A 21,051-nucleotide genomic window follows, 5' to 3' on the forward strand; every position below is an offset into this window, starting at 1 on the left:
AGTTATAAAACAGGATAAAGACTTTGGAGATCTATGGGCTGACCTGTTTTTGCCGATTCGTTTGCCGCTACAGTCACTAAATGCGTTCTATAAGCATCTTCATAGTTTGAGCGGATAAGGGTCCTGTCTCCGGTTTGCACTGCTTTAATAAAAGCTTTATCTTCTTCAAGATAGGGATTGAGAGAATTATGTCTTTCGATCGTTTCTTTATTCCTTCGTTCCGTTAAATGACCGTTTCGGACTTCGAGAATCGTTTCTCGTGCTAAGATGTCTAAACCAACAGTGTATCCTTGGTTTAATAAACACGTATTTGAAATCGTCGCTATGGTACCGCTTTCAAATTTAAGAACCATCGTTCCCACATCTGGCACCGTTGTCCCCTCGACAACATCCTGCATCTCACGCTGAGCATATGCGGCATAGACTTGGACCACTTCTCCGAGTAAATATCTTGAAAGGTCAACAATGTGTGTGGTTTGTTCTACCATTTGTCCACCTGAGCCATCCATTTTACGCCACCATGGCACCATAGGCATACCACCAAGCCAATATCCTTGAGCCATTCCTGGTTTATGATTTTCCAATATCTCTTTTGCCCAATTCGACGCCTCTGAATAACGCCAATTGTACCCAACACCCGTCATTAATTGTTGCTGACTTACCGCCTTAACAATGGTCTCCGCAGGCTCTCTTTCAATTGAAAGGGGTTTTTCTACCAACATCGGCAGATTACGTTCAATGACTGCGAGTTCAACATCCCCATGAGCAAAAGGTGGGATACACACATAGACAGCATCAAGCTTTTCGTGATCCATCATGTCTTGGTGATCTGTATAGGCCTTAGCCTCATACTTCCGGCCAACTTCTTCTGCCCTGTTTTGATCAATATCACACACTGCCACAATTTGTGCCTCTTCTATTTGACTCACATTTTGCAAATGCACACTGGCGATGCCACCAACTCCGATAAACCCAATCTTAACTGTCATCCTTTCCCCTCCAAAAAATAATAGTTTAGAATCCTTTCATAAAAAGCAGAGTAACAAAAAGACAAACCTCTATAAGCACATGATCTAATAGACGATGGTGTCACTCCTTTTTGAACGTATTCTTTTTGTTTATCTTCTTGGATGCAGGGTCATGCTATTTAAACACTATGTGCTTATATGCAAAAATATCACCAGTTATGAAGATTGAGAATATTATAGCTTTAAAATAAATCTACCACATTTTTTTTAATTGTGGTAGATTTATTTTTACCGTTCTAAGGCAAATGTTGAGAAATAGAAGATTGTAACTAATAATAAGATTTCAAAACGAAATAGCGAGACTCAAACAAAACGTAAAAAAGCATAATGGCTATAGATTGCGACATAACTTGAGAAAGTAGTTGGGTGTCTAATCTGACTGCTCTGGAAATCCACTACGCTTTCCGCGGGCGGCTGGTGAGCCTCTTCACGCTCCGCGCTCCGGGGTCTCACCGCTGCCTTTGCCCCCGCAGGACTAAGGAAAGCGACTAAGAGATTAGTCCTCGCAGAAAAATCGTGTTCTTACGATTTTTTGATGTGGGTAGGATCGGTGTTCGACGCACCATCGGGGTCCCCGAAAAGTGTTCTTTACTTTTTGGGGTGGTAATCGGGGTCCCCGAAAAGTGCTTTTTACTTTTTGGGGTGGTATTGATGTGCTAGCTTCGGTGTTGTCACACGGACGCGACGTTTTCAACCGAAGTTCCTTGGTTGTTATATTTGTGTTCCCAAGTCTTTATACTACAAATTTCCTGTTCCTGAGTCCATTCGTATGGCTTCTTCATCAGCTTTCTCGGAACAACTCGAAGTGTATTCGTGAAGTCACGCTGGCCCCGTTCCCGAAGAAGCTAGAGCGCCTTTCGCTCCAATCCACTTCCATGCTGTCGATGCTTTTTGAAGAAAAGATTGGGCATCTTTGCTTTTTTCAAGCTAATATTAACTCTAGTTGCAAGTAAATCAGATCATCTTACCTAGCGTAGGCAGAATACGCAGACTCCAGTGGGAACAGCACGCGTCCGAAGATCCACTTTGGAGCACCAAAAACTGACTCCAAAGTTAGCTGAGGCCGTGCCCACGGAAAGCGAAGTATTCTGCCGAAGAGGTTGTTAAACACTAAATATAATAAGGTATGAGCTGCCAAAGCCGATCGAACTGACGTCGCCATTCCCTTCTACTCCTACACTTCACAACCTGAAAAGGCAACACTCTTTTAGAAAACCTCCGCATTTAATAGAGACCTATTGAAGATGTTTAAAAGAAACTTTTTAAAGGATTGTTAGACCCAACATAGATAATAGAGCCATTTTTACTCGCTATGCAAAAACTTTTCCAATGTTTCTTTGCTTCAATCGGGTCAAGAGCCGTTCGACAAAAAGCGCGCAACGCTCCAAATCCTGTAGTTGTGGCAGCAGCTCCACTTTTAAGGTCACCGCCAAATCAGTATGCACATAGAGCATATCGCGAAACCGATCCACAGCCCCACAAAAGTGGGGGTAAAAGCTATCTCCAGTTCCAAACACCCCCGTCACGAGCGGTGAAACCTCCTGCTCTTCAAAGGCTGTGAATAGGCTCCGCATCTCTCTAGGAATTTTGCCATTTCCCCAACTATAGGTGCCCACTACAACCGCATCCCAACGACTTAAAGTTGAAAGGTCAAAGGTGTCAACGGAATAGATAAAGAGACTGAGCGCTTGATCCTTTTCTTGAAAGGCTTGTTTGATTATACGCATGAGTGCTTCCGTATTTCCAGTTACTGATGTATACACGATGGCTATTTTCATCGACTCACCTACACTTCTTTCACGCACAGTGGACCTACCCCTTTAGCTTACAGCTCATCAAAGCCATTGGATTGCGTCACCTTCGTATACGTCCGTGATTTTTGTTCAAAGAAATCAGATTTGGTTTCATTGATCATCTCATCACTAAACACATGAATCCAGGGCATCGGATTTTCACGGGCCTCATAGAAATTCTCTAGCCCCATTTGTCGAAGCCGTTTATTGGCGAGATATTCGATATAACCCGCAAACTCCTTTAGATCAATGCCCTCAATGTCCTTCAAAATGTAACCTGCCCATTCTTTCTCTAGTTGAACCGCCTGATGGATCGTATCGTAAATGTATTGAATATTTTCCTTCGTATTTAACTCAGGATTCTCAGATAACAGAATTCTAATAAACTGCGATATAAAATAAGCATGTTGCATTTCATCACGTTGAATATAGCTAATCATCGTACTTGTCTTCAACATTTTTTGCCCGCGCGCGAGGTTATAAAAGAAAGCAAACCCTGCATAAAAGTAGATCCCCTCTAAATTAATGGAATTAATGCTCAACTGAAAGAGATTTTGTGGTGTCGGATTTTGTCTAAAGGCCTCATACGCCTCTAAGATGAGATGATTCCGTTTTTGAATAATGGGATCCTCTTTCGCTTGATTAAAACGCTCGTTTTGAACATGTAAAGGGACGAGTGAACTTAAAATATAGGAATAGGACTCATTGTGAACAGCTTCTTGTTGGGAAATGACCGCCAGAATCGCCTTAAAGCTCGAATCTGTAACATAGTCCATCACCTGTGTCATTGTCGGTGTTTGTAAACTATCTAAAGAAGCAAGTTGCGTATTAATCCGCAGAAAAATGTCTTTCTCTTTTTCCGTTAATGTATCCCACTGCTTAATATCATCTTGCATATTGATTTCTTGCGCCTTCCAAAAATTCCCCAACAACGTTTGATACAAGGTATACATTTGCGGATAAGCAATATCATTCCAATTGAGTAACCCCGAAGATTGTCCGTTGATAATACCCGTTGATTTATTTGGAAACTCTGAGTTTAAGAGTTTAATGCGTGTTAAAGGTTGTGTTGTATCCATGTCATCATTCCTCCTTGATGCTTGATGCTATTAACTCATGCAGGCTTCGCATTCTTCGATTTCTGCTTGAGACGTACTACGGACATAATAAGTTGTTTTTAATTTTTGCTCCCAGGCATCCAGATGAAGATTTAATAGTTCTTTCGCCTTGATATCATGTCGCACGTATAAATTAAAACTAATCGCTTGATCGATATGACGTTGACGAGCCGCGTTTTGCTTAATACTCCAGTGTTGATCAAGCATGTGTCTTGCCCGGCGATAATACGCATATGTCTTGTGATCGAGATCAGGTGCAGTGACTTTAAACTTAAAGTTTTTCTTTTCCTCTGCATATTCCACAGCATAAATCGGATCAATGCCATCTGTTGAGCCGCCAATTTTCGCAGTCGAAGAGTTCGGAGCGACAGCCATCATCCAACCATTACGAACACCGTTTTGTCGAACTAAATCTTTAAGCTCGTTCCAGCGAGGGCTGTGATAATGCTTTCTTTCAAAGTAAACACCCGTTTCCCATTCTGAACCTTTGAATTGACGATAAGCCCCTTTTTCTTTCGCTAAGGTCATGGAAGCCTTAATCGTTAAATAGGCAATGTGTTCATACAGTTCATCTGCATAATTGACCGCTGCATCTGATTCCCAATCTATCGATTTTAGTGCAAGCAGGTGATGCCAGCCAAAAGTTCCTAAACCTACTGCTCTAAACCTTTGATTCGTTGCTGTCGCTTGCCCGACCACTATTGTATTAAGATCGATAACATTATCCAGCATTCTCATTTGAATAGGGATTAACCGCTCTAAGACATCCGCACGCACTGCACGTGGGAGATTAATAGACGATAGATTACAGACAACGAAATCACCAGGCTTACGAACGATGACAATATTGCCTTCTTCATCTCTATACTCCTTAACAATCGTAGTGGCTGACATATTTTGTGCAATTTCTGTACAAAGATTACTACAGAAGATGGACGTCCGCCCTTCCCCTAGCACATGCTTATTCGGATTTTGCCTGTTCACTTCATCACGATAAAACATATAAGGTGTCCCTGTTTCAAGCTGTGCCACCATGATCCGGGCCATAATATCCATTGCTCGATAGGTTTTCCGCGGTAAAAGCGGATGATTGACGGCTTCCACATACTTCTCAGTGAAATACTTTCGATCCGTTTCATCGTAAAAATCTTCTAAACCTAAAGGATTTCCGGCTTCATCCTGCCATCCCATGATCTGCTTAACTTGATGAGGACAGAAAACATGCCATTCGCCAATGCTCTTGCCACTTTCATCTACCTCTTGTAATTTTTCCATGAAATGATCTGGAATCGACACACCAGTAAAAATATCGTGTGCCTTTCGCCGTTCGTCCCCATTATTTGTTTTGAGATCAAGAAAGCCATTCATAATATCCTTATGGAAAACATCAAGATAGACGGCTACAGCCCCTTGCCGTTGACCGAGTTGATCAACACTCACTGCCGTATCATTAATCAATCGGATCCAGGGAACAACACCAGAAGAATTGCCTTTGAATTTCTTAATATCAGAGCCTAGTGCCCGGACCTTGCCAAAATAAATACCAATACCCCCACCATCTTTACTTAAACGAGCAATATCCCAGTTATTTAAATAAATGCCATCTAACGAATCATCGACGGTGTCAATAAAACAAGAGGACAACTGCCCAAAACTTTTTCCCGCGTTCGATAACGTAGGCGTCGCCACTGTCATGTACAAATGACTTAAAGCCCAATAGGCCTCTTTAACCAACGCCACACGCTGATCTTCCGGTTCATTCATCATTAGCGTCATCGCGATGATCATAAAACGTTCTTGAGGTAACTCATAAAGATGTCTGTCATGGTCACGCGCAAGATAGCGATCTGCCAGTAAAAACAATCCTATATAGTTAAAAAGTTCATCACACTTAGGATCGATAGCATGAGCAATGTCATCAATCTCCTGGTGTGAATAGCTGTCTAAAAGTTTGCTTGAATAGATTCCCTTTTTCGTTAGAGTCTCTATGAGTTCATAAAAGCGATCATATTTTTGTTCAGCATCATACTTCCGATTCTCAGCTGCTTCTTTATACAATGCATTCAGATACAAATGAGCGGCAGCAAAAGTCCACTTCGGTTGATCCATCGCAATATGATTTAAAGAATAAAAAAGTGCATGTTGATTGGCCTGACTTTGAGTAGCCTCCAAATCTAGCAATTGTTGTTTTAATTCGGTAACATCTAAGTTATATTTTTCAGAGATGCTCTGCACAGCGTCTAAAACAGAATCAATGTCACTTCGTAAATATGTACTCAAAAAAATTCCTCCTTTGGACATTAAAAAACCCGCTCAGGGAATAAGAGCGGGCGAGAGACAATAACAGTAAAAGGAGGATTATGCATGAATGCAAACCTATCCTTCGTTGCCATCGCATCACCTTCTCACTCCCCGAAGAAGTCTGAAACTATTTGAATTAAGACAGGTCTACTGACTCGTGCATTAGCCTACTTTGAACCCTTCCCATATAATAGTTTTGAAGAACCATTATACAGTGGTACGTTCAGTTCGTTGCACTTACAGTTGCGGGGGCAGTTCTAGCTTTTCACTAGATTCCCTATTAAGCCTAAAGGCATCTTAACTCTAGACAATCACAATATAGAGTATTAAATACTAAATCACACTCAATATATAGTATTAAATATCTTCCTTTATACTAATCTATTTGTGCGATTTAAACAAGAGATAAAATTAAAACTTCCTCAACCAAATGCCTCATAATGGTAAACAAAGCTGAATACAGCCCTTCATAAAAAAATATTCACGTCAATTTTTTTTAAAATGCATAGAATCTTTTCATAGTAAAAGGCTATGAAAGGTGAATAACAGGAGGAAATCGGTGATGAGACCTTTTTTTATGATTATTTTTATCACGACAGCAATCATTTTAGAAAGTATACTGAACAAACCCCATTTAGCATTTGGAAAAGAGGATAAATATATACCTGTGTTAATGTACCATACATTTGATAACACCCCTTCTTTTCCATATATAAACACTTCACCCGCTCACTTTGAAGAGCAAATGACGACCCTAAAACAAGCGGGTTACTCTACAATTACAATTGGGGACTTATTAGATTACTTACAAGGTGAAGATCATCTACCCACAAAACCAATATTAATTACCATTGATGATGGCTATCGTTCCATTTACACCAATGCCTATCCCATTATCAAGAAATATAAGTTATTTGTTTGCCTGTTTATATCAACAAGTTATGTTCAAAAAGGACAAAGGTTGGGCCGTCCCTTTCTTAATTGGACTCAAATAAGGAAAATGTATCATTCTGGTTTAGTGGAAGTTCAAAATCATACCCATGATTTACATTGGCGATATAACAACAAAGCCGGTAAAGAAGCTTTAATAACGCCCACTTCCAAAGATGGGGAACACTTAACCCACAAAAAACATCATCGTATTGTTAAAAGGGATATTAACAAGGCTAAACAAATGATAGAAAAGAACGTCGGTAACTCTGTTTTTGCCTTCGCCTATCCCTATGGTGCCTATAACAAAGATATAGAAAACATCGTGAGTCAACAGCATCAGCTCATTTTTACGACGACAACAGGAATAAATACCTTTGGGACCAATAGGTTAGAAATAAAAAGAATAAATATCAATGATTCTTTAAAAGGGAAACAAATCATCAAAGAGATCAAGGCGTTAGAAAATTATTCGGATGTCCTTTTCTTTGGTACAAACGGCTTCTAACGTCAACATCATGATTCAAAAAATCTTTCAAAAGGAACGAGTAGCTGAACTCAACTGTAACATCCCCTCCTCCAGATCGTGAAAAAACCCAAGTTCAGCTCTTTTGCCGAACTTGGGTTTCTTTATACGCTTTTCAAATTGTATTTATTGATTAAGCGACCTTTTCTAAATCTACAGGCAGTTGCTCATTCATATTTTGCTTTGCTTTGATCCAGAATAAGCCGATGATGATGACCGCAATGATAAGCGAGCCGATAAAGGAAAGCGGCATCGGTAAATTAAAGCCAATAGGTGCATTCAAAATATACGTAAAGGTAAAGATGGTTGCAAAGGTCGCTGGAATCGAAGCCACCCAATGAAACTTCCGACTTAACACAAGATACATTGCCCCTACCCATAGAGCAATCATAGCTGTCGTTTGGTTGGCCCATGAGAAGTAACGCCATAAGATATTAAAATCAATGCGGGTTAATAAAAACGAAATGATGAATAAAGGAGCTGCGATCCAAATACGATTTAAAATTTTGGTTTGGCCCACTTTAATGTAATCCGCTATAATCATACGAGCGCTTCGGAAACACGTGTCACCAGAAGTAATTGGTAAAATAATAACCCCTAAAACCGCCAATGTTCCGCCAATTGAGCCAAGCATCTTAGTTGATACTTCGCTTACAACGGCTGCCGGTCCTGCAGTATTAATCAATTCATTTAAGTCGGTCCCGTGGAAGAGGCTCATAGCTGCAGCTGCCCAAATCATGGCAATAATCCCTTCTGCAATCATCATGCCATAAAACACCCGTCGCGCTTGGTTTTCGTTCTTCAATGTCCGAGAGATTATAGGACTTTGAGTCGCATGAAATCCCGATAACGCGCCACAAGAAATGGTTAAGAAAAGCAACGGAAAAATCGGGGTCCCAGCAGGATGTAGATTTTTCAAGGTACTCATCGAGAGTTCAGGAATTGGAGCCCCTGTTACAATAAGGCCCACACCGACCCCAACGGCACTAATCACAAGAAGAATACCAAAAATCGGATAGATACGTCCGATAATCTTATCAATAGGTAAAATTGTGGATGCAATATAGTAAATAAAGATAACGGCAACAATAATTCCCAATGCCACCCAACCATTCATCAAATTATGAAGCAATTCAGCAGGCGAAGTAACGAAAACGGTTCCAGTTAAAAGCAAAAGCAAGACTGAAAAAATATTAACAACATGTTTCATCGCTTTTCCTAAAAACTTTCCCGCCAGTTCAGGAAGATGAGCCCCTCTGTTACGAATGGAAATCATCCCTGTTAAGTAATCATGAACAGCCCCAGCAAAAATACAGCCAAATACGATCCATAAAAAGGCAACAGGGCCATAAAGCGCTCCCATAATAGGGCCAAAAATTGGACCAACCCCAGCAATGTTCAAAAGTTGAATCATCGCATTCTTTTTCGTACTCATTGGCACATAATCAATATTATCTTGGTTGGCATAGGCTGGGGTCTTTCTCGCACTTTTTACCCCAAAAAGTTTTTCAATGACTTTCCCATAAGTGAAATAGCCTACAATAAGTAAAATAATAGCAAGAATAAAGGTTACCATCTCTAAAATCTCCTTTCTGATGCACACAAACTATGTTAGAACAGTTGTCATAAAAACCTTGATGATCAATTTTAGATCCGTAAGATAAAAGCGATTGAAATCGTTTTCATCCCTTATATTTACTAATTTATCATATTTATATATAAATGAAAAGAAGATTTTTTAAAAAACACATGACTATTTTATGTTTAAAAACGGTCGTCCATGCTTGAGGATATCATCGTTTTAACCGCCAAAAGGTCAGAGCAATAAGAGCGGCTAGCCCTAATATAAAAATGCCTTTACACCACTAGCAATCAAGTTCATGAGAGTGGAAAACGACCATTTCTGGAGCGGAAATCCGCATCGTCCTGATAACCAGAATTTTATATACTTTTAATTAGAAAAACCGGGCGAAATGCATGCCCGGTCCTTATTAAAACACGGAATAAGATTTTAATCCCAAAAGGCACCAGCGGCAACCCGTTGCTCGGAACGGAAGGCGCGAGATTCGGAACACTTATACTCAGTGTATTCCTCAGCGCCGCTGACTCACGGGTGCCTAAACTAGAGTCCTTCGGGAACGGGGCCAGCGTGACTTCACGAGTAATCTTCGAGTTGTTCCGAGAAAGCTGACGACGAAGCAATACTCGTAGACGCAGGAACAGGGGTTTTTAGTCATAAATACTTAAGAACCTCACTATATTATTCCCAAGTTAGCTGAGGATACTAAGGTCGATCGACTAAAACCGTCACATCCGTGTGACAACGTCAAAGCTAGCACTTCAACCACCCCAAAAAGTAAAGAACACTTTTCGGGGACCCCGATTACCACCCCAAAAAGTAAAGAACACTTTTCGGGGACCCCGATGGTGCGTCGGACGCCGACCCTACCCACATCAAAAAATCGTAAAAACGCGATTTTTCTGCGAGGATTATTCTCTTAACAGCTTTCCTTAGTCGTGTGGGCATGAGGAAAGCGAGCGACCTGGAGTGGCGATCAACACTATAAGCGTTAAACTTATAAATGCTGATATTATAAAGAAAACTGGGAGTGCTTCCCGGCCTTCGATTAGCGGTATTAAAACTCTCTATTAAAACTTAGCGATCAAGAACAATAAGATAAGCGACCTTGATAGGACCATGGACACCGACAACGAGGTTCATCTCAATATCCGCGCTATTACTCGGCCCGGAGACCATATTAATATAGGGTTCTATCATCTCCCCAGCCTGCACGCGGTCTTGAATAACTTTCATCGCCTGGGTTATTCTCGGCACAATGATGCTTTTAGGCACGATGACAATGGAGGTGATCGGCAGGAGACTGATGGATCGAGCTTTATACTTATCATTAAAGAAGACCGCTGTTCCTGATTCGGCTAAGCTAATATCACTAAAAGAAATTCCGATATTTGCCTCCTTTGCTTTATCAATATTTAAAGCGCCCAAATCAGTATCCCAGATATGGGTTTCATTTTGGTCAAGAACTTCCTGGAGGCCAAAATCATGGAAGCGAGGATCCTGCCCGACAACAATCGAGCCACCCCCATAAGTCGTCAGCAGCTCAGCTAGAGCTGAAGGTAAAGCCTCTGCCTTAGTTTCCTTCACTGATGTATGAACCGGCTCGCAAGCCTTTTTAAAGGTTGCCAGGAGTTCATCCTGTGAGTCTCCTTTAAAGACCTCCCATTGTGGGCGATAGTTCCAGCTTGGCTTTGACACTTTTGTTCTTCTTTCACGTCCTAGTTTATTAGCAATATTATCTAGAAAGGCTTCACGATTATGAATAGTCCCTTGTGTCATTTTAAGTTTGCCTCCTTACGCTTGTGATCCTCAAACCATTTGCGAAAATCGTCTCGACTAGGGGCTGGGAAATCACGAATTTCTGTCCATGGCTTCATCGGGCCCGGTCCTTTGCTTATGTTCTCGTCTTTCGTGAACGGTTTAAGCATCGTCGGTGCCATTTTTTTCGCCATCTGAAAGAGCGAAGGATGACTGGCGCCGATCGCAAACGCCTTCATGGATAATTTTTCTCCAGATTTAGCCTTTCCTGCCCCTGCAACGTAATGTTGTCGGTGGCGAATCAAATGCTCATGAAGCGGAATCTTAACTGGACAAGCTTCTGTACAAGCGGCGCAAAGGCTTGAAGCATAGGGCAATTCACCATATTCCTCATAACCACCCAAAATAGGCGAAAGCACAGCGCCAATCGGTCCTTGATAAATGGAACCATAAGAATGTCCACCAATATGACGATAAACCGGACACACATTCACGCAAGCCGCACAGCGAATACAGTGAAGAGCTGATTGGAATTCCGTTCCTAGCGCTTTGGAACGTCCGGCATCCACGATCACGAGGTGATAGTCACGAGGGCTATCAACACTGCCCGCCTCAATATCTGGGGTCAGACCGGTCACATAAGTTGTGAGTTTTTGCCCAACGGCGCTACGGCATAATAACGTTACTAAAACATCGAGTTCTTCCCATGAAGGTACAATTCGTTCCATCCCCATGACGGTAATTTGCGTTTCTGGCAGTGTCGTCACCATATTGGCATTACCTTCATTGGTCACAAGAGCAATCGAGCCCGAATCGGCGACCGCAAAATTACAACCTGTAATACCGACATCAGCATTGAGGAAAGCCTCCCGCAGCTCTTCTCTAGCAAAAGCAGCCAATTCCTCTGGTTTTTCTGTCTTCGTATATCCGCGCTTCTCTCGAAAGGTATCACGAATTTGCTCTTTATTTTTATGCAACGAGGGAACAACAATATGTGAAGGCCGATCATGATCATCGAGCTGTAAAATATATTCCGCCAAATCAGATTCTAAAACATCACAGCCGACAGCTTCTAAAGCCTCATTCAAACCGATTTCCTCAGTTACCATTGATTTGGCCTTTACAACCTTTTTTGCCCCTTTTTTCTTTACAACCTCTTGGATATATTGGTTAGCCTCCTCAGCCGTTGCTGCAAAATAGACGTGCCCACCACGTGCCGAATAGGTTTCACTGAGTTGCTGTAGATAATAATCGAGGTTTTCCAGCGTATGCCTTCGAATTTCCTCACCAGCATTTCTCCAAAGCTCCCAATCAATTAAAGAACGATCACCTGTTGTCGCCTTCAGTTTTCTTTCTCTTAGACTATCTTGTGCAGACACCATGGCTTGGCGCATAAATTGATCCTGAAGCCCTTTATCGACGCGATCAAAGAACGGCTCCGTTCCGATTTTCATCGGCATAGTGATGACCTCCCTTCAAACCGAAATTCAGAATTTCAGCAATGTGCATCACTTTTATTGGTTTGCCTTTACGATTTAGTCTCCCTTTAATATTCATCAGACATCCATTATCCGCACCAATGAGGATATCGGCTTCTGTTTCCTCCACGTGTTTGACTTTCTCATCGACCATCTGTTCTGAAATCGGCACCATTTTCACAGCGAAGGTACCACCAAAGCCACAGCAGTCATAATTGTTTTGCAAAGGCACCAAGTCGAGTCCCTTGACATGACTTAAGAGCTTGAAAGGGGCTTCGGTTTCGTTAAGTAAGCGTGTCATATGACATGAGGTATGGTAAGTTGCTTTGGCACGGAATACGGCCCCTAAATCCTCCACACCCAGAACATTAACAATAAACTGTGTAAATTCATAAGTCTTTTGTGCAAGCTGTGTCGCTTTTTCCTGCCATTCAGGATCTTCTTCAAACATCTTAGGATACTCTTTTAACATGGCTGCACAAGATCCCGAAGGTGTGACGACATACTCAGCGTCCGAAAAAGCTTTGATCATTTGCTTTGCAGCTTTCATAGATTCTTGCAAATAGCCACTATTATATGCCGGTTGCCCACAACAAATTTGACCTTTTGGGAAATCGACCTCACATCCTAAATGTTCCAATACCTCTGTAACGTCCTTTCCAACTGTTGGATAAAACATTTCTCCTAAACACGTCACAAACAAGGATACCTTCACTTTTGTCCCTCCTCAAATATGCCTTCTATCTCTCATCTCTATACTTCTAATCTCTTATGATTTACCGGTTATAGGCTTATTTAACAGCGTTTCCTCTACACGTTCTAGATGCGAGAGCATTCTTTCTTGAGCCAACGTGGCATTTCTCTCTTTGACCGCTTGAAAGATCTCTCGGTGCTCCTGATAAATTTTTTCAACGGTGGTCTCTTGTGAAAACAACCATAGTTTCCTTGTCTCGCGCATGGCTTCCACCATGATTTCAGAAACATTCGTCATGAGGTGTACAAGCAGGCTGTTTTGTGAAGCCTTTGCGATCGCCATGTGAAAAGCAAAATCTGCTTTCTCCCCTAGTTCTTCATTACCTGCGGTTTGCATTTCTTCTAACGCGGTTTCTAAAGTTAAGAGATCGTGCTCGTTCCAATGTTGTGCAGCTGCACTTACTGCACCGACCTCAAGGATTTTTCTCACCTCAAGCAGTTCTTTGATGTCCTCTTCTTTCATGAGCAATGTATTGAACATCGCTTCTGCTAATGCCCTCGGACTGTGCTCCCTTATATATGTTCCTTCTCCTTGTCGCATTTCAACAAGTCCCATCACTCGAAGGGCACTTAGAGCTTCACGAATAGCCGAACGACCGACTTGAAAGTTTTCAGCCAGTTGCTGAACAGACGCCACTTTATCTCCTGGCCTGAGTTTCCCTGTGCTAATCATTTGCAACAATTCATCAATCACGACTTCATAAATCTTTTTGCTTTTAATTTTTTTATATTCCATTGCCTCACCTCATGGTGGTCTTTTGAAAGTTTGGCTTGTACTTCACTGCCGCGCTAAGCACACTTCATACACTAAGGCTTTCGCCAAGCCACAGTTGCACTTATCAAATCCTCCATCAACTCATATTTTTGATAAAAAAGCTTGTGCCTTATGACGCTATTTAAAAATATATGACTCATAGGGTCATCAGATGACCTGTTGATTATAAGTATAAAGAAATCGCTTTCTAAAAACAATCAAAAAAGTATGTATTTATTAAAAAAGTGAAACTAAAGAAATTGAGAGGTCGTCATTAAGTCAAACATTACGCGTAAGGGGATCTAAAATGAAAGCATCTCTCAAACATATTTTTGTTGCCCTTCTACTTTGTTCTCTATCAGGCTGCGGTATCGTGAAATCAAATCATCATCACCATAACTCCGACTTGAGTTTGTCAAAATATGATACTCTTCCTAATCGTTTTCAAAATAATAAGCTTCACTTTAAAATATCGATTGACCAAGAGGCCCCAAAGGAATTAATCTTAGTTATTGAGAATCTAGGCTCACAACAAATAACCTTTGGCACACCTTATTCGATTGAGAAATGGCACAATCACCATTGGTACGTTATTCCTCTGAAAAAGAATATGGGATTCACCGCCATCGGCATCCTGCTTGCTCCCCAAAAACAGTATAGACAGTCTATCGATAAGAAAAATTTAGTTGATCCATTGGCAAAGGGGCACTATCGCCTGGTGAAGAAAATCGAGTCCGAAGTTGTTGCTGCAGCATTCGAAATCCATTGAAGAGAATGGGTTAGCATTGTATAAGAAAAAACGGGAAAAAAACATGCTAGGTCAGCTTTCCTTAGTCCTGCCGGCATGAGGAAAGCGAACGTTCTGGAGCGGAAATCCATACCATCCTGATGACCAGAAATTTTATACTTTCTGATCTTTTGAGAAAAACTTGGCTTCCGCCAAGTCCTAATCAAAGAAGACAAATTTTTCTACCGAAATGCTTTCTTCCCTCGTCAATTTATACATTCTTATAATTTTAAGAAAAAAAGAGCGCCTTAGGCACTCTTTTTTAAAAAATGGTGTTTAGTTTTTTGGTGCTAATTCAATTGCGGATTCTATCGCGGCAAGCATGCTGCGTTTATCAGCAATGTTTTTACCTGCAATATCAAACGCTGTTCCATGGTCAACAGAAGTACGGATAATACCGCCCTTTAGACCCACCGTGATATTAACCCCGGCTTCTAATCCAAGCACTTTAATTGGACCGTGGCCTTGATCATGATAACAAGCGACAACAATATCGAAGTCTCCACGTCCCGCTCTAAAGAACAAGGTATCGGCAGGGTGCGGCCCTGAAGCATTAATCCCTTCAGCTTGTGCTCGCTCAATACCTGGAAGAAGTTTTTCTTCCTCTTCACCATTACCAAATAAGCCATGTTCCCCTGCGTGTGGGTTGATCCCACAAACCGCAATACTTGGGTTCGTCATTCCCGCACGGGTTAAGGTCTCATGAGCAAGTTTAATCACTGTATAAGTTCTTTCAGGATTGATCATTTCAATCGCTTTAATCAAGCCTACATGTGTGGTTAAATGAATAACCTTTAACTTTGGAGATGAAAGCATCATGGAGAAGTCCTTAGTACCTGTTAATTCTGCTAAGATTTCTGTATGTCCAGGGAACATATGCCCACCTTTATGCAAGGCCTCTTTATTTAATGGCGCTGTACAAATCGCTTGAATTTCATTGTTTTTAGCAAGTGCAACAGCTTTCTCAATAAAACGGAACGCAGCGTCTCCAGCTGCTGCTGAAATTTGTCCAAAAGGCAAATCAGCAGGGAGGAGATCTAAGTCCATACAATCAATCTCACCATATGAAAATTTCGCGTCCTTCACGTCAGTAATTTTATTAATTTTGAGCTCTGATTTTACAATATTGATGGCACGCTCTAATATTTTAGCATCGCCAATGACCAAAGGTTGGCAAGTGTGATATAGTTCTTCAGTATCTAAAGCTTTCACAATAATTTCTGGACCAATACCCGCTGCATCACCCATTGTAATTCCAATGACCGGTTTCATTCAAACATCTCCTTGAAGCTTTTTTATCGAATTAAGTAATGAATAGTCTGTCCCGAAGGCACCTGCTTTAGTAATCGCATGAAATTCTTTCTGTCCAATAGCAAGTCCTAGAGGAATTCCTGTTTCAATTTCATCAATTAAGTTAAATCCAACCACACCTAATTGATCACACACTTGTTTAGCTGTATCTCCACCTGTGAGGACTAAACCTTTAAATGCATGGTCATGTGTCAATGTGGCTGCGACTTGACCTAAACTCTTTGAAATGTGATTACTGACGTCTCTCTTGTCTAATCCGTTGGTTCTACCAACGTCCTGTGCTCGCATAATATCTTCACGTCGCCCAGAAGAATAAAGGGCAATGCCTTTATGGCTATTTAAGGTAGCTCTCGCCTCTTTTAAAACTCTAGCTATTTCTTTTTGTTTCGTTTCAGGATCTGAAACGACAGCTACAGAATCAAGTTCGATACCCCTTAAGTCCGACTCTGTTAACACAATGTCTAATTGCTTTCGCGTGATTTGACTTACACTACCGACAACAAGCATGACGGGATGGTTTCCTTTTGGTCCTGCTTTCATCACCTGTTGCTTCTTTATTTTATACGCTTCAGGTAAATAATTGGCCATCCCTGCTGATCCGACCCAGCAGACCTTTAAATTACTTTGCACAATAAATTGAGCAATGTGTTGTAAATCCTCTTCAACCACTGCATCAAAAACAACATAATGAACCTCTTTAGAAATCATTGTCTCTATTTTTTCTAAAAGAGCCTTTTTTCCCAGCTTAAGTTCATGATAAGTAATGAGACCCACTTTTTTTCCCGTTTGATCCTCTATTAATTTTGGAATATATGATTCTTTTACAGGCGTCTTAGGATCATGCGCAATTTCAGTTTCATTGAGTAACTTTCCATTTAAATAATGATGTCCGTCTTTTGTATAGCGGTTATTTTTAGGAAAGGCAGGAGCAATAACAACAAGCTCGGGGTGAAAACTATCATATATCGCATTAATTTCCGCCCCTACATTTCCTCGCAAAGTAGAATCAACTTTTTTATAGATAATGTCAAACGAACCTTTTTTTAAGAACTCAGAAGCCTCTTTAACCTTTGTATAGGCTTCTGAGTCCGTAAGGGAACGACTATCGGTATCAATAACTATGGCCTCATGTTTTTTTAAAGCATCCACTTCATTTTTAAAGAGAACGGAAGTATCAATACCATATCTGGCTAGTTGCACCCCGCTGTCATTCGCACCTGTTAAATCATCGGCAATCATCGCCAGTTTCAATGGAATTCCCTCCAATTTTTTAATTCTTGACTACCTTCTCAATACCATACTTTTCAAGTTTTCCTTTTTTCTCTAAGCGTTTAACAAGAAAAGCAATGTAGAGTGGTAATAGAATTGCTGTTGTTACAACACTCGCAGCGACCTGAACTGTCGCAAGATTGGCAAGGGGCTGGAAAGCTACGTTCGCCGCTGCAATCGCAGCTGGTGTAGCGACAGCATTCCCTGCGGTTGACCCTTCAGAGGCACCAACAATCGGATTCCAACGAAAGGCTCTGAAGACGAAATATCCAGCAGTTCCTGTGATAAAGACAGTCATAAGTCCTAGAAGTACACCGGCGATACCACCGTCAAGAATAGCCTTGAAATTAATGCCCATACCTAGTGCAAATGCAAAGAATGGAATTAACATATCGGAGCCTTTCGCTAGGAAGTCACGCATGTCAGTGTCTAAATTCCCTAATACCATTCCGACTACAATCGGTAAAAGCACAGACACGAAAGACTGAACTGAGAACAGTCCATTTACAAATCCCATAGCTCCAAAAATTGAAAGAGCAACCATTGTTAAGAAAGGTCCGTCGTTTAATGCAAGAATTGAATAGGCAGCTTTATCATCTGTCTTACCATATTGTCCGACTATCGCCATGTAAAGCCCACCGTTACTATTACTCATCGCTGCAATAATAGCGATCGGAGCTAAGCCTAGAAATAAACCATTGGAACCTGCAAATAGATAAGCAATACAACCAATAATGGCTGCTACTACCCATTTTACGACTAACAAGGTGACACCTTTACCAAGTGAAACCCCTACACTTCGCACATTAATTGAAGCGCCTGCGCAAAGTAGGAACAGTGCAATTAGTGTACTAGACCCATCGACAAATAACGATTGTGTAAAATTACCAATTCTTAATAAATTCGGTGCAAACGTATTGATACAGGCAGCTAATAATAATGGTACAACCATCATCCCACCAGGAATACGATCTAAAGTTGCTTTTATCTTCATGATTATCCCCCTTATGTTTAAAAATTAAACACTCATTTAAGATGTTTAACATTTAACAGCGTTTACATCTATGAATAATACATGAAATCGCTTAATTACGCAACACCTTTTCTACAAAAAGTGATAAAAAAAGCAAAAACGTTTAATAATTAAACGCTTTTGCTTGATGAATCTCTCATATTCTTTAATTTACGCCACAGTGTTGCCCGAGTAATCCCTAAGCGTTGTGCCGTTTTTGTCTGGTTCATATTCTCAGCTTCAAGTACTTTTTGAATTATTTTCTGTTCAATCGCTTCTAAAGAATCTTCCAAGGGAATGACGATAGATGTACTGGAATCATCTATAAGCTCAAAAGAATGGTTTGGGGCGACTTTTTCTACCGTCTCCTTTTCTATATACTCTCCCTTAGTCTCTTGAACTAATCGATCCACGACTTCTTCACACTCTTTAATATTTTGCTCCCAATGCCTCTTCGCAAGTAAATTCAATGCCTCTTCGCGAATCCCCACAATTTGCTTTCCATATTTCTCATTATATCTTCCTATAAAGTACCGAATATGGTCATCTAAATCTTCAACTCTTTCTCTAAGTGGCGCCACAAAAATGGAATGATGGGAAATCAAATGATAAAGCTTTTGAGAAATCGCCATCTTCAAATTGTCCTTCGATGAAGCCTCAAACGAGAAAATAATATGTTTTTTTTGTAACTGAAATAAAGTGTCAACAAGTTGGTCTTGATCGTCTTTAGCTAGTCTCTCCACCCCTCTTATGAATAAAGTTCCCTCTACATTTTTGGACATAATAGAATTAAATCTTTTGTATGCTTGCTCTGAATATCGCTTGAAGGAAAGCTCTAAAAAGGTTTTATCTCTTCTTGCCCCTGATCCATGCATGGCAAACGCAAGATAAGTTTTGCCCGCTCCCTCTTCTCCATATATCGCTTTAATATTTTTTGCGGATAATTCTCTTGCTTTAGAGATCGTCTTTTGAATTTGTTCACTTGCTCCTAATATCTGAGTAAAAGAATGGATAGGCGAATAAACAATTTTTACTTGCAAATCTTCATCACTATTTTCACTATAACTTGATCGGATTAAATAGCATTGGGACGATCCATTTTGTTCAAAAATACTTAGTGAAAAAAAGACCTCAGTACCGTTAATCATTGACTTGCAAAGAATAGGTTCTTCATCATTAAGCTCTCGAATCGTATTAAGCCATTCGGGTCGAGATTCAAATAGAGAAAGGGTGTCACTCGTCTTATTTAAATGCAACATCTCAAGGAAGGTATTATTGGAATAACACAATTGACCGTTACTATTTATAATAGCCATTCCATTCTCAAATGAATCAATCAGTTTTTCAAGCATTGCCTGCTTTTTTTCATATTTATACAATACAGAATATAACCGACGAGCAAGATTAAATGATTCTAAAACTGATTCACGGCCTGAAGTAATGAGAATCCCCTGCAGACCATGTTTCTCTGCTATTCGGACAGTTATCGTATCACCAACGATAACTTTTGCACCGTTTTCCTTCGCTTCTAAAATTAATTTCTCAACTTCTTCTTGCTGTTCAATGATTCTATAAGGGATATTTATATTTAATAAATTTGAAACCGCATGTAGACCTTGACAAATACTCGGAAAAGCGACCATTTCTAAAGGAACCTTGTAGTCCTTTATTAGGGTTAAAGTTCTTAAAATATCATATCCTGACAATGGAATCTCGATCACAGGTTGATTTAAATTTTCCCTTAATAACTTTGCTGTCCCACCTCGGCTAATAATAATGTCAAAAGGTGTATCCGCCATTTCTTCCATGACAATCAATGCTTCTTTTAAATCGCCTTCTCTTACTGTAATATCTAGTTCTTTTTGTTCTTTTGCTAACTTTAACGCCAGTGTCTTCAAGCCTGTATAAGGAGCTATAAGGAGTACCTTAATTTTCATTTATATTACCCTTCCAATAGTTGTTCTCTAAAATAATTAACTATAGCTTATCACACTTCTATCGAAAGCCATAAGGACTATGTCATCATTTACTATTAAAGATTTTATGATATGAAAGGCAAAATCAAGAGGTACCTTATCATAGACTTGACGATACTAAAACCTCAGGGGCAACATTGACCCTTCCTCGTCACCTAAAACACTTGTAAGGGGCTGGCACAGGCTTTGGTCTCACGTTCCTTTAAACGCTCTTCGAAACCCTCACGCTCCGAAGATTTTGCCCTTGCGGGCTTTTATTTTTTACATACAAAAAAACAGCCATCTCTGACTGTTTTTTCTCTTGCCCAGCAACGTCCTACTTTCACAGGGAGCCTACAACATGATTAAACTCCTATTTGCTGGCTTGTCCCGAGAAAGCCATCTTCGAAGCATAGCGAGTAGACGCAGGGACAGGAAGTGTCCTTTGCCCCCAATTACCATCGGCGCACGAGCTTAACGACCGTATTCGGGGCTTGAGGCTTCCGCTGAGCGGCAGATCTCTGCGTCAGCTGCAGTCACTTGCACAGGACGTGCTGACTTCTACGTTTGTCACAGGACGTGAACGCCTTTCGTCAGCGTTCCTTTATGCTCTTCGAAACCCTCACGCTCTGTAGTTTCGCCCTTGCGGGCTTTTATTTTTTACATACAAAAAAACAGCCATCTCTGACTGTTTTTTCT

Annotated in this window: 15 protein-coding genes and 1 riboswitch; of the genes, 2 read left to right on the forward strand and 13 right to left on the reverse strand. The window is 40.7% G+C overall.

Going from position 1 to position 21,051, the window contains the following annotated elements; translation table 11 throughout:
- Window positions 1-2 precede the first annotated feature (2 nt).
- The 4 genes from IEV91_RS10025 to IEV91_RS10040 all read right to left on the reverse strand — a co-directional run bounded on the left by IEV91_RS10025 (window position 3) and on the right by IEV91_RS10040 (window position 6,219).
- Window positions 3-989, reverse strand: a complete 987-nt coding sequence (locus IEV91_RS10025; protein ID WP_188497290.1) for a Gfo/Idh/MocA family protein — start codon at window positions 987-989, stop codon at window positions 3-5.
- A gap of 1,349 nt (window positions 990-2,338) precedes the next feature.
- The gene (locus tag IEV91_RS10030) at window positions 2,339-2,833 is read right to left on the reverse strand and encodes a flavodoxin domain-containing protein (protein ID WP_308420028.1); all 495 of its coding nucleotides are present in this window, start codon (window positions 2,831-2,833) and stop codon (window positions 2,339-2,341) included.
- Between the two features lie 20 nt (window positions 2,834-2,853).
- Complete coding sequence (locus IEV91_RS10035) at window positions 2,854-3,900, reverse strand: ribonucleotide-diphosphate reductase subunit beta (RefSeq protein ID WP_188497291.1); 1,047 nt, start codon at window positions 3,898-3,900, stop codon at window positions 2,854-2,856.
- A 30-nt stretch (window positions 3,901-3,930) separates the two neighbouring features.
- On the reverse strand, window positions 3,931-6,219 hold the full coding sequence (locus tag IEV91_RS10040; RefSeq protein WP_229745513.1) for a ribonucleoside-diphosphate reductase subunit alpha: 2,289 nt from the start codon (window positions 6,217-6,219) through the stop codon (window positions 3,931-3,933).
- A 144-nt stretch (window positions 6,220-6,363) separates the two neighbouring features.
- Window positions 6,364-6,555: riboswitch (cobalamin riboswitch) on the reverse strand.
- 247 nt (window positions 6,556-6,802) lie between these two features.
- On the opposite strand from IEV91_RS10040, the gene IEV91_RS10045 reads away from it, so the two are divergent.
- Entirely contained in the window at window positions 6,803-7,678 is an 876-nt protein-coding gene (locus tag IEV91_RS10045; RefSeq protein ID WP_188497293.1) for a polysaccharide deacetylase family protein, read from the forward strand.
- A gap of 151 nt (window positions 7,679-7,829) precedes the next feature.
- Here IEV91_RS10045 and IEV91_RS10050 read toward each other — a convergent pair whose 3' ends face one another.
- The 5 genes from IEV91_RS10050 to IEV91_RS10070 form a co-directional block, all read right to left on the reverse strand.
- Window positions 7,830-9,272 (reverse strand): carbon starvation CstA family protein, encoded by a 1,443-nt coding sequence (locus IEV91_RS10050; RefSeq protein WP_188497294.1) that lies wholly within the window; start codon window positions 9,270-9,272, stop codon window positions 7,830-7,832.
- A 1,080-nt stretch (window positions 9,273-10,352) separates the two neighbouring features.
- Window positions 10,353-11,054 (reverse strand): LutC/YkgG family protein, encoded by a 702-nt coding sequence (locus IEV91_RS10055; RefSeq protein WP_188497295.1) that lies wholly within the window; start codon window positions 11,052-11,054, stop codon window positions 10,353-10,355.
- Window positions 11,051-12,493, reverse strand: a complete 1,443-nt coding sequence (locus tag IEV91_RS10060; RefSeq protein WP_188497296.1) for a LutB/LldF family L-lactate oxidation iron-sulfur protein — start codon at window positions 12,491-12,493, stop codon at window positions 11,051-11,053. Before IEV91_RS10060 ends, IEV91_RS10055 begins: the two co-directional genes overlap by 4 nt.
- The gene (locus IEV91_RS10065) at window positions 12,459-13,226 is read right to left on the reverse strand and encodes a (Fe-S)-binding protein (protein ID WP_188497297.1); all 768 of its coding nucleotides are present in this window, start codon (window positions 13,224-13,226) and stop codon (window positions 12,459-12,461) included. Before IEV91_RS10065 ends, IEV91_RS10060 begins: the two co-directional genes overlap by 35 nt.
- Before the next feature lie 54 nt (window positions 13,227-13,280).
- A complete protein-coding gene (locus IEV91_RS10070; protein WP_188497298.1) occupies window positions 13,281-14,000 on the reverse strand; it encodes a FadR/GntR family transcriptional regulator in 720 nt (239 codons plus the stop codon).
- Window positions 14,001-14,325: 325 nt separating this feature from the next.
- On the opposite strand from IEV91_RS10070, the gene IEV91_RS10075 reads away from it, so the two are divergent.
- On the forward strand, window positions 14,326-14,787 hold the full coding sequence (locus IEV91_RS10075; RefSeq protein ID WP_188497299.1) for an immunoglobulin-like domain-containing protein: 462 nt from the start codon (window positions 14,326-14,328) through the stop codon (window positions 14,785-14,787).
- Window positions 14,788-15,081: 294 nt separating this feature from the next.
- Here IEV91_RS10075 and pdxA read toward each other — a convergent pair whose 3' ends face one another.
- From pdxA to IEV91_RS10095, 4 genes are all read right to left on the reverse strand, one after another.
- The gene (pdxA, locus tag IEV91_RS10080; protein ID WP_188497300.1) at window positions 15,082-16,077 is read right to left on the reverse strand and encodes a 4-hydroxythreonine-4-phosphate dehydrogenase PdxA; all 996 of its coding nucleotides are present in this window, start codon (window positions 16,075-16,077) and stop codon (window positions 15,082-15,084) included.
- Window positions 16,078-17,367, reverse strand: a complete 1,290-nt coding sequence (locus IEV91_RS10085; RefSeq protein WP_188497301.1) for a four-carbon acid sugar kinase family protein — start codon at window positions 17,365-17,367, stop codon at window positions 16,078-16,080.
- A gap of 19 nt (window positions 17,368-17,386) precedes the next feature.
- The gene (locus IEV91_RS10090) at window positions 17,387-18,379 is read right to left on the reverse strand and encodes a 2-keto-3-deoxygluconate permease (RefSeq protein ID WP_188497302.1); all 993 of its coding nucleotides are present in this window, start codon (window positions 18,377-18,379) and stop codon (window positions 17,387-17,389) included.
- 149 nt (window positions 18,380-18,528) lie between these two features.
- Window positions 18,529-20,334 carry a sigma-54-dependent Fis family transcriptional regulator gene (locus IEV91_RS10095; protein ID WP_188497303.1) on the reverse strand — a complete coding sequence of 602 codons (1,806 nt, stop codon included), beginning with the start codon at window positions 20,332-20,334 and terminating at the stop codon, window positions 18,529-18,531.
- Between the last annotated feature and the right edge of the window lie 717 nt (window positions 20,335-21,051).

Origin of the sequence: Pullulanibacillus pueri, from assembly GCF_014639255.1 — a bacterium.
Taxonomy (GTDB): domain Bacteria; phylum Bacillota; class Bacilli; order Bacillales; family Sporolactobacillaceae; genus Pullulanibacillus; species Pullulanibacillus pueri.